Below are 14,290 nucleotides of genomic sequence, written 5' to 3'. Positions count from 1 at the left end.
ATTTTGCAGTTAATTTTAGGAATACTATATAGCGTCACCCTCCTGTTTTTTAAAAATTAGCATACTACAGAAATGATCAGAGTTCTTTGACATACTTACCATGAGTACCAAACTAAAAATATCCGAACCACTAACTAAGAACAGAGACATTAGACATTTCTCGTTGTACGGCTTTTTCATCTTCTGTTGAGAATTTGATCGTTAGTGAAACGACAGCTGTTATTACTACGAAAACTCCGATAATGAAATATCCGCTGGCTACAGCCTGAGAAGACGCCAGGGCTTGCGCAGCTTCAACCGCTTCCTGCCCTAGACTTTGATACTCAGCGATGGCAGTTTTCTCGGCTATGGCAGATTTAGACTTTAAAACTAATGCAGCAACAAACGCCCCTACATTACCCCCAGCACCTACAATTCCAGAGATAAAACCTATCGCTTTTTTATTTATAAACGGTACCACAGAAAAGGTAGCGCCTTCTGCCATTTGCACAGTAAGACTAAAACCTACCAAGAAAATAATTCCAAAAGTTAGCCCTGTCATACCTGAAAACAAAGACAGCATAAGACCCTCGATCCCAAGGATAACCGCTAAGAACAGAACCCTACCCCGCAATCCTTTTAATTTACCAAACTTATCCCCGAAAAAACCGCCCAGAGTTCTGGCAAAAATATTCATAAGTGCAAAGGATAAAACTAAATTACCCGCAGTAACTCTTTCTAACTGAAAAGTATTTTGAAGATAATCATCCATAGTACCATACACAGTAAGTTCCATACCGAAACACGCAGCATAAACAATAAAAAGTATCCATACTCTATAGTCTTGTATCGCTTTTAAGAAACTTACTTCATCTTTTTTAGCCTTTGTAAATTCGCCTTTAGCTTTCAATTCAGAAAAATTTCCACTTGGTGTATCTTGTGTGAAGAAAAAATATACGATGCCCATGAGAAAACAGACTACTCCTGCTATAATCATACTATATCGCCAAGCTTCCGTTTCTGCTACACCAAAGCTGATTACAGCAGCTGCGATCAAGGGCATTCCCAAACGATTGGCGCCACCGCCTAAATTACCCCACCCGGCAGACGTAGCATTTGCCGTCCCCACAATATTGGGAGCAAACATAATAGAGGTATGAAATTGAGTAATGACAAATGAAGCTCCTATAAACCCGATAAAAAGCCTACATATAATAAATTGTAAAGGTGTTTGTACAAATCCTAAGATAATCACCGGTAGCGCACCTAAAATCAATAACCAGGTATAACAAAGACGAGGCCCAAATTTATCACATAATTTGCCTATTAAAAGTCTGGCAAAAACAGTCCCTGATACAGCTACAATTATCGAATTCCATTTTTGGTCAGGAGTTAATCCTAAATCCTTAACCACATCTGGCATAAAAGGTACAATACCAAACCATGCAAAAAAGCATAGAAAGAAAGCAATCGAAGTAATCCAAAAGGTTCTAATTGGTAGACTTCTTATATTTAATAATTTTAAACTTGTTGATTTACCTAATGTATTCATAATACTGTGCCTTAAATGAGTTAAACTTGATTTTTAGCATAAAAAATATACAACTGAGAGTATCAAAACTAAGTACAAATACTTAAATTTTGTTTCAAAAAATGTAGAAATTACGTAAATAGGAGAAGAATTATGTATTGGAAATTTATTAGGAAATAAATTTTAATATTTGATAAAAAAAAGAAACAGGAATTATAAATATCACAATGAACCTATACAAAGAAGAGAAATTGAACTACTACACTAAGTAAACCATATGTTTTTGCCTTATTATTAAGCTCTACAACGTTTTTTACGTTCATTTTTTTCATCAGATTAAAACGATGAGCTTCAATAGTACGTTTACTAATATTGAGCTGTGTTGCTATAGCTTTATTTGTTTTCCCTGAAATGGCGAGACGAAGAATTTGATGTTCTCTTTTGGTAAGATCAAAAGGATTGGCACTCTTTTTTTCTTGGGGTAGGGTATCTGAAACATTATCGACTACATCCGCAGTATTCCCCCTAATTTTTTTAATTAAAATCGAAGAAACATCTCCGCTAAAATATTGCTCTCCTCTACTTACAGTATTTAAAGCTTTCATAAACTCTTCTTTACTCGCACCTTTAAGAAGATATCCATCTGCTCCCGCATTGATCGATTGTAAAATATACTCTTCAGAATCATGCATAGACAGCATAATATACTTTGTAGACAAATTCATATTTAGCATTTGTCGCACTAGTTCTATACCAGATATTTCTGGCATACGTATATCGCATATAGCAAGATCTGGCTTCAAAGATTTTAGTAACGACATAGCCTCTTTTCCATTAGCTGCTTCTCCCACCACTTCAAAATTTTCTTCTTCTTCTAAAATTGCCCGAATACCGTCTCTAACCATAAAATGATCATCAACAAGTACTATTCTTACCATATCGTTTTTCTAAAAATATTGAACTGCTTTACCTAGTTCAAATATATGAATTATTCAAAAGGAACAGCATTAAATTAAAAATATGAAAAGAAAACATACGTATTATTATGTATAAAAATATATAAAATTAAGTATTAATACTTAGATTTGAAAACTATTTGATCACTTTGTATTATTCATAGTCACTTAAAAAATATCTTATGAAAACACATCTTTATATTGTATTTCTCGTATTTGCGATAACCACAAAAATTAGAGCGCAAGAAATTAGAATTGATGCAGATATTAGACCTCGCGCAGAATACTTAAATGGATTTGGTACTCTGATTCCCGATGGTGTTGACGCAGGTCTATTTATCCAACAACGTTCTCGACTAAAATTTGGATATGCGCAAGAGAAATTTTCAGCATTTGTTAGTGTACAAGATGTAAGCGTTTGGGGAGATACACCACAAATAGCAGTTGCCGATAATAACAATAGTTTCTCATTAGCACAGGCATGGATTGATTTCAAATTCGGAAATGGTTGGTCTACTAAGTTAGGCAGACAAGCATTATCGTATGACGATCAACGAATTTTTGGTGCTCTGGATTGGGCAATGCAAGGTCGTTTTCATGATGCGGCTTTACTAAAATATAATAAACAGTCTCTTCAATTGGATATAGGTGTAGCTTTTAATCAAAATGGTGTGCGCACACAAAGGACGTTGTTCGATCCAAATAACGGAGGAAATGCAAGAGCCGTATTTGATTATAAAGCAATGATATATGCTTGGTTACATAAAGACTGGGAGAAATTTTCGGCCAGTATTCTTGTAGCTAATAATTCGTATCAAAATTTAGATCCTATAGACGGACAAACCCCAATTGACGGAAACGTTAATCGACAAACCTTCGGAACCCATTTAGTAGCTAAACCTGCTAAAGGACTATCTGTCGCTGCTAATCTTTATGGCCAAACGGGAGAATTTACCGAAGAAATTGATCTTTTGGCATACAATGCTATGTTAGAGGTAAATTACAAACCCGGAAAAACTGTATTTGGGCTTGGTTTTGAAACGCTAAGTGGAGATGATAATGGAGGGGCTGACGGAGAAATCAAATCATTCTTCCCAATTTTTGGTACCAATCATAATTTTAACGGATTTATGGATTATTTTTATGTAGGTAATCACGCTAATAACATTGGACTTAACGATTTCTACGCAAAAACTGTGATCAAAACCGGAGAAAAATCAAGTTTACTTCTAAAAGCACATTATTTTGCCGGAGCTGAAAGCCTTGTAGATGGCATAGATGATTATTTAGGAACTGAATTGGATATTGTTTTTACTCAAAAATTAATATCCTTTGCCGCCTTAAAACTAGGGTACTCTCACATGTTTGCTTCTGACTCAATGGAAATCCTAAAAGAAGTGCCACAACCAGCAGATGCACAATATTGGGGCTGGGCGATGCTAGTCGTAAAACCAAATTTCCTGAAATGGAGTGCTACACCTACTCCTGCTGAAGACCAATAAATGATTGAATCCTTAGCCTGAATCCTGCAAAACTGTTTTTTGCAGGATTGTTAGTTGATTATTCAGATATTCTCAATTTACTTACCTTATAATTACGTATTTCTTATCATTTAATTAAGTACTAATACTTAATTTTGAATTCTAAATATATGTATTATGAAGAATGTAGTGGTCATCGGTAATGGAATGGTCGGATATAAATTTTGTGAAAAATTTGTTGTTTCTGAAAACTTTAATGAATTTAAAATTACTGTATTTGGAGAAGAACCTAGACGAGCCTATGACCGGGTTCACTTAAGCGAATATTATGCAGGAAAAACTGCCGAAGATCTTAGTTTATCCAGTGCTTCCTGGTATCAGGAACACAATATCGATCTTCATACTTCAGAAATGATCACCAAAATTAACCGAAAAGAAAAAACAGTAGCAAATCATAGAGGGGTAACCTATGCTTACGATTATTTGGTAGTCGCCACAGGATCTTCGGCATTTGTACCGCCTATCCCTGGTGTAGAAAAAGAGGGCGTATTCGTTTATAGAACCATCGAAGACCTTGAAGCTATAAATGCTTATGCAAAAAGACTAAAATCTGAAGGAAAAACAAAGGCAGCAGTGCTTGGAGGTGGACTTTTAGGCCTTGAAGCTGCTAATGCAGTAAAAGAACTAGGGCTAGAAACTCATGTAGTAGAATTCGCACCCAGATTGATGCCCAGACAATTAGATCAAGGGGGAAGTGATATGCTCCAAACGACAATCGAAGAACTTGGACTACATGTTCATGTACATAAACAAACCGAATTCATTCAAGGAGATCATAGTATTGAAGGACTACACTATACTGACGGCACAGCATTAAAAGTGGATATGCTTGTGATTTCTGCCGGAATTAGACCCAGAGACGAGGTTGCCAAAGAATGTGGCTTAGAAACGGGCGTAAGAGGTGGCGTTATTGTAGATAACACTATGAAAACCTCTGATGATAACATTTATGCCATCGGAGAAGTCGCTCTATACAATAATATGATCTATGGCCTTGTGGCACCAGGATATGATATGGCAGATATCGCCGTATCACAAATCACAGGAGATACCGATAAAAAAATGGTAGATCATATCGATATGTCTACGCAATTAAAACTTATAGGAACCGAAGTTGCCAGTTTCGGTGATGCTTTGAGCGAAAGCGATACTATAGACACCATAGTCTATGAAAACAAAAGAATAGGAATTTATAAGCGTATTAATATTTCTAATGATGGTTCTAAACTGCTTGGCGGGATACTTATAGGAGACTCCTCAGATTACAATGCTTTGTTTCAAATATATAATACCGCGATGGCGCTGCCAGACAATCCTGAAGATTTAATTCTTGGTAATCGTAGTGGTAGTGATTCGCTTATTGGTAATGTAATGGATTTGCCAAATGATGCGCAAATATGTTCATGCGAAAGTGTAAGTAAAAGTACTATCTGCAATGCCATACAAAATGGATCTTGTAATGATCTAAGTGATGTAGTTACCTGTACCAAAGCAGGAACGGGATGTGGAGGCTGCAGACCTATGGTTAAAGACTTGGTTGATGCGACATTAAAATCCTTAGGAAAAGAAGTAAAAGACACCATATGCGAGCATTTTGATTACAATCGACAAGAACTCTTTGATATTATAAAACTAAAGAGGTATAGAAAATATAACGATGTATTAAATCAGTATGGAAAAGGAGACGGATGCGAATTATGCAAACCTGTAATTGCATCAATAATGGCAAGTATTCATGCCGATACCGCAAATGAAGAAGCAGTCATACAGGATTCGAATGACCGATTTCTAGCCAATATTCAGCGTAATGGAACTTACTCGGTAGTACCAAGAATCCCGGGAGGAGAAATTTCTCCAGAGAAGCTCATAGCTTTGGGTGAAGTTGGTAAAAAGTATGATTTATATACCAAAATCACAGGAGGACAAAGGGTCGATTTCTTTGGAGCCCGTCTGGATCAATTACCAAAGATATGGAAAGACTTAATTGATTATGGATTCGAAAGCGGGCATGCCTATGGTAAATCATTGCGTACCGTTAAAAGCTGTGTGGGATCCACCTGGTGTCGATATGGTATGGATGAAAGTGTAAGTTTTGCGATTGAGCTAGAAGAACGTTATAAAGGATTACGATCCCCACATAAGTTAAAAGGAGGTGTATCTGGATGCATTAGAGAGTGTGCCGAAGCGCGTTGCAAGGATTTTGGTGTTATCGCTGTTGAAGGCGGGTGGAATCTTTATGTATGCGGAAATGGAGGCGCCAACCCAAAACATGCCGAATTATTGGCCGAGCAAATAGATAACGAAACAGTGATCAAATATCTTGACCGATTCTTAATGTTCTATATCCGCACCGCTGATCCGTTAGAAAGAACAGCAAAATGGCTAGATAAACTTGAAGGGGGCATCGAATACCTAAAACAAGTCGTAATTGAGGACACTCTTGATCTGGTCACAGCGCTTGAAACAGAAATGGCAACTTTGGTTGGTAAATTTCAATGTGAATGGACACAAGCGATACAGGATAAAGAGATTATGAAACGTTTTAATCATTTTCTAAACAGTGATCAACCTGATGATAATCTTGTTTTTGTTCCGTTAAGAGATCAAAAAATGCCAAAACATTGGAAGTAACTACTTTTAAAAAAAAGAGACGCATTAAAAACAGACAACATGGAAGATATTTTAGAAATATACAAAACCACCACTTTAGAAAGCGTAAACATCTGGTATAAAGCTGCAAAGGTAAGTGATTTTCCTAAAAATGGGGGTGCATGTATAAAATATAAAGAAAAACAAATTGCTATATTTAATTTTGAAAGAAAAAATACGTGGTATGCCTGTCAAAATGTATGTCCGCACAAAATGGAAATGGTTCTAAGCAGAGGTATGATAGGCGATCAAAATGGAATTCCAAAAGTTGCCTGCCCTATGCACAAGAAAACGTTCTCTTTGCAAAATGGACACAATCTTAATGGCAATCTAGCACCTATTGCCATTTATCCCGTAAAAATTGAAAACGACACTGTGTATATAGGATTCGAGGAGTAAGTACACCAATTCACGGCAAACTCACTAGGCATTCGTGGATAACCGTTTTCAATTTCGAGACGAGTTTTCTGTACCTGAGGCACCTTGATTATCGTGTGAAAAATAGTAACTTTGTTATTGAATACTACAATTTTATGTCAATCCATAAATTATCTGAAGCTTACATTTTATTCGATAAGGCCAATGCGCAAGATCCCAATACTGAAGAGGTAAATGGATCAGTAATGCCCAAAGAGCTGATTTACGGACAACGCATGTCTCAGGTCTTAGATGTATTTGAGCCTAATGCTTCAGAACCTTTAAAATTAGCAGCACGATCTCAACATATATGCCGATGGGAGATTCCTAGAAAAAGTTACCCCATGAATAGGGTTGGCTATCTTCAATGGAGGCAAGAGCTTAAGAAATTTCACGCTGCAAAAGCTTCAGAAATTCTTGAACAACTAGAGTATCCCAAAGATAGTATTGATAGAGTCGCTTTTCTGCTTCAGAAAAAAAAATTAAAAAAAGATAACGACACACAAACACTTGAAGATGTAGTATGCCTTGTTTTTTTAAAATATTATTACGAAGAATTTCTAACAAAACACCCCGACGAAAAAGTAATTGATATTTTACAAAAAACCTGGCACAAAATGTCTGTCAAAGGACATAAAGCAGCTTTTAAACTATCATATTCTAAAAAAGCATTAGATTTAATTCAACAAGCAGTAGCCTAATCCCGTTGAAAAAGAAAGAATCTTTAGATCATCAGACCTTTTCCCGTCTCAGTCGCATATATAGCGTTGCACTGGGAGCTATTGCTTTATTTACCATAGGCGCCCAGTTTTTTATTCAGCAATACTTAAATTCTCAAATTGACAGCTCTAGAATTATCAATGTTTCTGGAAGACAACGAATGTTAAGTCAAAAAATTACAAAAGAAATACTTCTACTATCTCATGCCTTTAAAAACAACACCGATTATGATGAATCTATACAAGAACTCAAGGGTAGTATTGAGCTTTGGAGAGCATCGCACAATACCCTTTTAAAATACAATAAACTCAATCAGAAAACGCGTGTAGATAGTACAGTTATCCAAAAAATGTTTGAGAAACTTGAACCTTACTTTCAAAGCATCTATAAACATAGTCAACATATTATTCAGCTTGATAGCTTGGGCATTATTGATTCTTTACAATTAAAAACTCATCTCAAGGCTATTATTCAAAATGAGCCTCTTTTTTTAAAGCAGATGGATGCTATAGTTTTTCAGTATGACAAAGAAGCACAACAAAAAATATCACAATTAAAAAAAATCGAGTATTTGCTATTTACGCTAATTATTATAATTATTATTCTAGAAATTTTCTTTCTATTTAGACCGGTTACTATAAGTATCAGAAATACTATATCCGATCTATTACACGCTCAACAAAGAGCAGAACATATCGCCTTTAAAGCCGAAAAACTGAGAAAATTACAGGAAGAAAATGTCCAAGAATTAGTATCGCTTAATCGCGCTATAGATCAAACACTATTGTATGCTCGAGTCGATGAATTTGGAAATATTAAAAACTTTGGAAAACGTTTTGCTAAACTTTTAGGATCAGAGAAAGCGTATATCCAAAAAAATATTACGGATATATTAGGGTTGGATGAAGTTGAGAAAAATAGATTACTTAGGCTTATTACTCAAAACAAAGGAGATATCTGTAATGAAGAATTTAAAGCCATTATACAAAACCAGACGGTTACATGGCTGGATATTTCCATATTAACGGTGTTTAAAGAATCAGGAAGTGCCGAAAGATTAATACTATGCACCGATATCACTACAAGAAAAGAGGCGCAAAATGAAGTAGAACGTCTACGTACGCAAAGATTTAAAGAGAAAGAAAAGCTACAAAAATTAAATGCAAGTCAAATTGTTGAAGCTCAGGAAGAAGAACGTAAGAGAATAGCCAAAGAGATACATGATAGCATTGGTCAAATGTTAACAGCCCTTAAACTAAACATAGAGTCAATCAACCTAAAGAATGCTGAAAAGGCATTTCGGAAAATAGAAAGTTTAAAGCAATTATCTAATGATTTAATTCAGGGAATTAGGTTTGCAACTTTTAATCTTACTCCGCCAGAATTAAAAGATTACGGTATTAGAACCGCCTTACAGAAAATGGTAACAGAGCTTTCAAAATTAACGGGTAAAAACATAGTTTTTGAAAGCAAGTTAGATCAGGAACAAAGGTTTGATACACTGGTAGAAACTAATCTGTATCGAGTGACTCAAGAAGCAGTCAATAATGCTATAAAATATGCTGATTCTACTAGTATACTTGTGTCGATATATCAAACAAAAACAGTACTAAGCATCTCTATCGATGATAACGGTAAAGGATTTGATATACAAGATATCCCTTCTAAGCCTGCTCACAATGCGGAAGGCGGAATGGGTTTATTTTTTATGAAAGAGCGCATGAATTATATTAACGGTAGATTGTTTATGAACTCTACTCCAGGAAAGGGAACTCGAATAACTTTAAATTATGAACTCCCTAAGACAGAAATTTTAAATTGACAATTTTAATTTTTCATAATAACTTCGTTTCGGTAATAATCAATAATACCATCAATAGGTCTTCGTACGATATTTCCAACCGTTAAATGATAAGGCCAAACTGCAGCTCGTATAATATCTTCACTAAAATGAGCAATAGATCCTATAAAATGAATAGGTACATTTTGCGCCTCGGGGAAACATAAAACTCGATTTTCTACAAATTCCTGAATGCCTTCGGTTACAATTTTATAGAAATAACCATTACGCTCACTTGTAAAAATAAATTCGGCAAAAGTGGCGAGATACGTATTTGGATTGTCTTTTTTATAGAGATTCTCTTTTATCGCATCTGAAGACAGGTCGAAACGCTTTTCAAATTCTGAGGCTACCTCTTGAGGCATTCTTTTGTAATAATAATCCCGAATAAGCCTTTTTCCAAAGTAATTTCCACTAGCCTCATCCATTAGGATATATCCTAAAGAATCTACTGTCATATGAATATGATCCCCATCAAAATAACAACTATTTGAACCTGTTCCCAAAATGCAAACAATACCAGGCTCCGTAGTGGCTGCGTACACCGCAGCAACCATATCTTCTTGTACAATAACTTCGGTTGCGTTTGTAAAAAACTCTTCTAATACCTTTTTGAGCATTGCTGCTGGTTTTTTAGTCCCACAGCCTGCGCCATAGAAATTAACCTTATCAATTTTGTTGCTATACGAAGTAAGTTCTTCATTCGCTCTTATGCGTTCTTCGAGCAACGATTTTTCAAACACTGCAGGATTCAAACCCTTGGTTCGTGTCTTAAAAATAATTTCTCCGGAGTCATCCAGAAGAATCCAATCACATTTGGTAGAACCCCCGTCGGATATTAGAATCATTTGAAGTTTGGTTTGTTATTTGGTAATAAGAAATACAGTAGTTTAAAAATAAGCAAAATGATAAAGAGAGCGTAGCCGATCAATGTATAAAATTATAAAAATACCTTCGACTTCGCTCTGTAGTTAGCTACCCATGGGATAATGGTTTTACAAAGTGCCTACCAAGGTTGATAAATCTACCAATTTTGTAGAATACCCATATTCATTATCATACCACGAGATCAGTTTAAAAAAGTTATCGTTAAGTGCAATTCCTGCGTTGGCATCAAAAACTGAAGTTTGCGACTCTCCTACAAAATCCTGAGATACTACGTTATCTTCAGTATACCCCAAAATTCCTTTTAATTCATTTTCAGATGCCTTTTTGATTACTGCTTTAAGCTCATCATAAGATACTGCTTTTTTGGTTTTCACGGTAAGATCAACTACAGAAACATCTGCTGTAGGTACTCTAAAAGCCATTCCGGTTAATTTCCCTTTTAAAGCAGGTATAACTTTGGTGACTGCTACTGCTGCTCCTGTGGTAGAAGGAATGATATTATTTAACGCACTACGCCCTAATCTATAGTTCTTTTTTGATGGTGAATCTACTACAGCTTGTGTAGCCGTACCTGCATGTACAGTCGTCATTAATCCTTCTTCAATACCAAAATTATCGTCGATAACCTTGGCTAGTGGAGCTAAGCAATTAGTAGTACATGATGCATTAGAAACAATAGTATCTGAATCCTTAATTTCTTTATCATTCACTCCCATAACAAACATAGGGGCATCTTTAGAAGGGGCCGAAATAACCACCTTTTTTGCACCTGCCTTTAAATGTGCATCTGCAGTGCCAAGTGTAGTAAAAATCCCTGTACAATCCATAACAACCGACACTCCAACCGCATCCCATTTAAGATCTTCAGGGTTACGTTCTGCCGTTACTCGAATTTCTTTGCCATTAACTACGAGATTACCATTGGTAACCTCAACGGTACCATCAAACCGACCGTGTACCGAATCATATTCTAATAAATAAGCCAAATGTTCTACGTCTAATAAATCATTGATCGCTACAATCTCTACATTTTCACGTTTAGAAGCAATTCTAAAAGCGATTCTTCCGATTCTACCAAAACCGTTAATACCTATTTTTAACGTACTCATATCTTATAATTTAGTTGTTTATTTTAAAAAGCGACATGTTATACCGAAGTAATATCGGCTACTTTAATCAACATATCATGTTTATGTATTCTTTTATCTAAAGCCTCTTTTAGGGGTACAATGGTTACGGTTTTATGAACAATACCAATCATTACCTCGCTTTTACCTTCTAATAACGCTTCTACAGCACCTACCCCAAGTTTACTTGCCAGTACGCGATCGTAACAGCTGGGCGCTCCCCCTCGCTGAATGTGACCTAGTACTGATACTCTAACTTCGTACCCATCAAGATGCTCTTCGACGTACTGACCCAGTTCGAATATATTTTTTCCTGAGGTATCACCTTCTGCCACGACAATAATACTAGAGGTCTTTCCGGTTTTTTTACTCTTCTTTAAAGATTCAATAAGCCGATCTATGCCCATGTTTTCTTCGGGAATCAAAATTTCTTCAGCTCCTGCTCCTATCCCGGCATTTAAAGCGATATCCCCTGCATCTCGTCCCATAACTTCAATAAGAAATAATCGGTTATGCGAACTCGCCGTATCTCTAATTTTATCAATAGCTTCGACCACCGTATTTAAAGCAGTGTCGTAACCTATCGTATAATCGGTACCGTTGATATCATTATCAATCGTACCTGGAATACCGACAACAGGGAAATTAAATTCCTCAGACAACTTTAATGCTCCGGTAAAACTACCATCGCCACCGATCACTACCAGTGCGTCTATATTGTTTTTTTTCAAATTCGCATATGCCTTTTGTCTCCCTTCGACAGCTCTAAAATCTTTTGAACGTGCAGATTTTAAAAAGGTTCCACCTTTATTGATGATGTTACGTACGGAACGTGCATTTAATTCTTCAATTTGATTGTGGATAAGTCCTTCATATCCTTTAAATACACCAGAACATTTGATGTTATAATAACTGCATGAGCGAACTACTGCACGAATAGCCGCATTCATTCCCGGGGCATCTCCCCCTGAGGTTAATACCGCTATATGTTTAACTTTTGTTGTCATTGAAGCCAAAGCTATCGCTAATGCAAATAATAACCTAATCTGATAAAAAACTAAAACGTTTTCGGTTGATAAATTTGGTAATTACTGATGAAAAAAGAATAATTTTAACACATTTTCATTGATTACGTTAAGATTAAATCAATTTCGCAATGTGTGACGTACACTAAAAAGACAAGGAATACTATGCAACAAAATAATAATCGAACCCTAGTTATACTGGTTCGAACTTTTTAAGACGAAGTTTTAATGAGAACTTTATACTCCCAAGGTTTAAAACTGAAGGTAGTATTAGGTTGTGTTTTGATTGTTTCTTCAGAAAAAAAGTCATGATATGTACCCGTATGATCTACTGAAAATGTATTGGGTTTACTGGTCATATTACCTATAAAAATGATTTCATTACTTCCTTTTTGACGTTTAAAAGCTAAAATTTTGGTATTATCTGAAGTCTGGATTCGAGTATACGAACCTGCATTTTCACCGGTGTGTAATGCAGGACTATTTTTTTTAAGTACTCCAAGCTTTTGATACAAAGGAAAAAATTTACCTTTCTCTTTACTAATCGTATCCTTTTCGAAAAACAACAGGCGTTTATCAAGGTCATACTCTTGCCCGGAGTAGAGCAATGGCATCCCTGGCGCTACATAGGATAGTACAGCAAATATTTCTGCTGCATCCCCCATTCTTTCGTTAACTGTGCCATTCCATGAATTCTCATCATGATTGGATGTAAAATTCATAAGAATATCGTCTTTGTCGTATAATGAATCTATCTGCTGCATTCGCATATCCCACTCCTTCACTGTTGCTTTTTCTTGGGCAATAGCATTCATTTTATGATGAGTATCCCAACTGTACCCCATATCAAAGGCATGATCCAATAATTCTGGTTCCCAACCTTCAGCTAACATAAATACAGGTTTAATTTTTTTGATTGCTTCTACGGTTTTTTCCCAAAAATCGACAGGTACCATTCCGGCAACATCACATCGAAAACCATCAATATCTTCATTTGCCACCCAATGGATCATATCCTGCCTCATCTGCTCGCGCATATTTTGGTTATCATAATTAAGATCTGCGACATCTGTCCAATCGGTATCTACGGTATGCGTGATAGCACCATCACTATCTTTGGTATAATACTCTGGATGGGTTTTAAGCCAGACATGATCCCAACCGGTATGATTTGCGACCCAATCCAGGATTACATAAATGCCATGATCATGAGCGGTCTTGACCAGGGCTCTAAAATCTTCTAGAGTACCGAACTCTGGATTAACTTTGGTATAATCAGAAACAGCATAGTAGCTTCCTAATGAACCTTTACTTTTGGTGGTAGAGATAGGATATATCGGCATTAACCATAGCACCTCAACGCCAAGTTGTTTTAACACAGGAATATCTTTTGTAAACGCTTTAAACGACCCCTCTTCAGAATATTGCCTGATATTTGCTTCATAAATTATCGCATTTTCCAACACTTCGTTGGTAATGGGTTCCAGGTCTTTTTTTTCCGCTGCTGCTGCTGGGGTACTTGCACTCTTCTTTTCTTCATTCTTTACGTTTCCGCAAGAGAACATCACCAGCAAACTAAGTAATCCTATGGCTATTTTTTGCATTCTTATTAAAATT

11 protein-coding genes are annotated in these 14,290 nt (G+C 36.1%); 5 read left to right on the top strand and 6 right to left on the bottom strand.

Annotated features, from left to right (window positions below; all coding sequences use genetic code 11):
- Positions 1–130: 130 nt before the first annotated feature.
- Together J8281_RS15600 and J8281_RS15595 are read right to left on the bottom strand one after the other, a co-directional pair.
- On the bottom strand, positions 131–1,531 hold the full coding sequence (locus tag J8281_RS15600; RefSeq protein WP_210198582.1) for an MFS transporter: 1,401 nt from the start codon (positions 1,529–1,531) through the stop codon (positions 131–133).
- 212 nt (positions 1,532–1,743) lie between these two features.
- Entirely contained in the window at positions 1,744–2,448 is a 705-nt protein-coding gene (locus J8281_RS15595) for a response regulator transcription factor (protein ID WP_210198581.1), read from the bottom strand.
- Positions 2,449–2,648: 200 nt separating this feature from the next.
- On the opposite strand from J8281_RS15595, the gene J8281_RS15590 reads away from it, so the two are divergent.
- From J8281_RS15590 to J8281_RS15570, 5 genes are all read left to right on the top strand, one after another.
- Positions 2,649–3,968: an alginate export family protein gene (locus J8281_RS15590; protein ID WP_210198580.1), complete on the top strand. Its 1,320-nt coding sequence runs from the start codon at positions 2,649–2,651 to the stop codon at positions 3,966–3,968.
- A gap of 156 nt (positions 3,969–4,124) precedes the next feature.
- Positions 4,125–6,638, top strand: coding sequence for a nitrite reductase large subunit NirB (nirB, locus tag J8281_RS15585; protein ID WP_210198579.1), 2,514 nt, complete (start codon positions 4,125–4,127; stop codon positions 6,636–6,638).
- Between the two features lie 39 nt (positions 6,639–6,677).
- On the top strand, positions 6,678–7,055 hold the full coding sequence (gene nirD, locus J8281_RS15580; protein WP_210198578.1) for a nitrite reductase small subunit NirD: 378 nt from the start codon (positions 6,678–6,680) through the stop codon (positions 7,053–7,055).
- 134 nt (positions 7,056–7,189) lie between these two features.
- On the top strand, positions 7,190–7,774 hold the full coding sequence (locus tag J8281_RS15575; RefSeq protein WP_210198577.1) for a DUF4202 domain-containing protein: 585 nt from the start codon (positions 7,190–7,192) through the stop codon (positions 7,772–7,774).
- A 5-nt stretch (positions 7,775–7,779) separates the two neighbouring features.
- Positions 7,780–9,615: an ATP-binding protein gene (locus J8281_RS15570; protein ID WP_210198576.1), complete on the top strand. Its 1,836-nt coding sequence runs from the start codon at positions 7,780–7,782 to the stop codon at positions 9,613–9,615.
- A 5-nt stretch (positions 9,616–9,620) separates the two neighbouring features.
- Here the strand turns inward: J8281_RS15570 and J8281_RS15565 are convergent, their stop codons facing one another.
- The 4 genes from J8281_RS15565 to J8281_RS15550 form a co-directional block, all read right to left on the bottom strand.
- Positions 9,621–10,481 carry a BadF/BadG/BcrA/BcrD ATPase family protein gene (locus J8281_RS15565; protein ID WP_210198575.1) on the bottom strand — a complete coding sequence of 287 codons (861 nt, stop codon included), beginning with the start codon at positions 10,479–10,481 and terminating at the stop codon, positions 9,621–9,623.
- A 147-nt stretch (positions 10,482–10,628) separates the two neighbouring features.
- The gene (gene gap, locus J8281_RS15560; protein ID WP_210198574.1) at positions 10,629–11,630 is read right to left on the bottom strand and encodes a type I glyceraldehyde-3-phosphate dehydrogenase; all 1,002 of its coding nucleotides are present in this window, start codon (positions 11,628–11,630) and stop codon (positions 10,629–10,631) included.
- Positions 11,631–11,668: 38 nt separating this feature from the next.
- Entirely contained in the window at positions 11,669–12,655 is a 987-nt protein-coding gene (pfkA, locus tag J8281_RS15555; protein WP_210198573.1) for a 6-phosphofructokinase, read from the bottom strand.
- Between the two features lie 230 nt (positions 12,656–12,885).
- Positions 12,886–14,277 carry an alpha-amylase family glycosyl hydrolase gene (locus J8281_RS15550; RefSeq protein ID WP_210198572.1) on the bottom strand — a complete coding sequence of 464 codons (1,392 nt, stop codon included), beginning with the start codon at positions 14,275–14,277 and terminating at the stop codon, positions 12,886–12,888.
- Positions 14,278–14,290 lie beyond the last annotated feature (13 nt).

The organism is Aquimarina sp. U1-2, assembly GCF_017897595.1.
Taxonomy (GTDB): Bacteria; Bacteroidota; Bacteroidia; order Flavobacteriales; family Flavobacteriaceae; genus Aquimarina.
Note: the sequence above shows the minus strand (reverse complement) of the source record. Positions and strands in the feature narration are given on the sequence as shown.

What these genes read in the sequence shown, in the direction of transcription:
- nirD (WP_210198578.1), top strand. Translation starts at nt 6,678, where the DNA reads ATGGAAGATATTTTAGAAATATACAAAACCACCACTTTAGAAAGCGTA.
- J8281_RS15575 (WP_210198577.1), top strand. Translation starts at nt 7,190, where the DNA reads ATGTCAATCCATAAATTATCTGAAGCTTACATTTTATTCGATAAGGCC.
- J8281_RS15590 (WP_210198580.1), top strand. Translation starts at nt 2,649, where the DNA reads ATGAAAACACATCTTTATATTGTATTTCTCGTATTTGCGATAACCACA.
- J8281_RS15600 (WP_210198582.1), bottom strand. Translation starts at nt 1,531, where the DNA reads ATGAATACATTAGGTAAATCAACAAGTTTAAAATTATTAAATATAAGA.
- nirB (WP_210198579.1), top strand. Translation starts at nt 4,125, where the DNA reads ATGAAGAATGTAGTGGTCATCGGTAATGGAATGGTCGGATATAAATTT.
- pfkA (WP_210198573.1), bottom strand. Translation starts at nt 12,655, where the DNA reads ATGACAACAAAAGTTAAACATATAGCGGTATTAACCTCAGGGGGAGAT.
- J8281_RS15595 (WP_210198581.1), bottom strand. Translation starts at nt 2,448, where the DNA reads ATGGTAAGAATAGTACTTGTTGATGATCATTTTATGGTTAGAGACGGT.
- J8281_RS15550 (WP_210198572.1), bottom strand. Translation starts at nt 14,277, where the DNA reads ATGCAAAAAATAGCCATAGGATTACTTAGTTTGCTGGTGATGTTCTCT.
- J8281_RS15565 (WP_210198575.1), bottom strand. Translation starts at nt 10,481, where the DNA reads ATGATTCTAATATCCGACGGGGGTTCTACCAAATGTGATTGGATTCTT.
- gap (WP_210198574.1), bottom strand. Translation starts at nt 11,630, where the DNA reads ATGAGTACGTTAAAAATAGGTATTAACGGTTTTGGTAGAATCGGAAGA.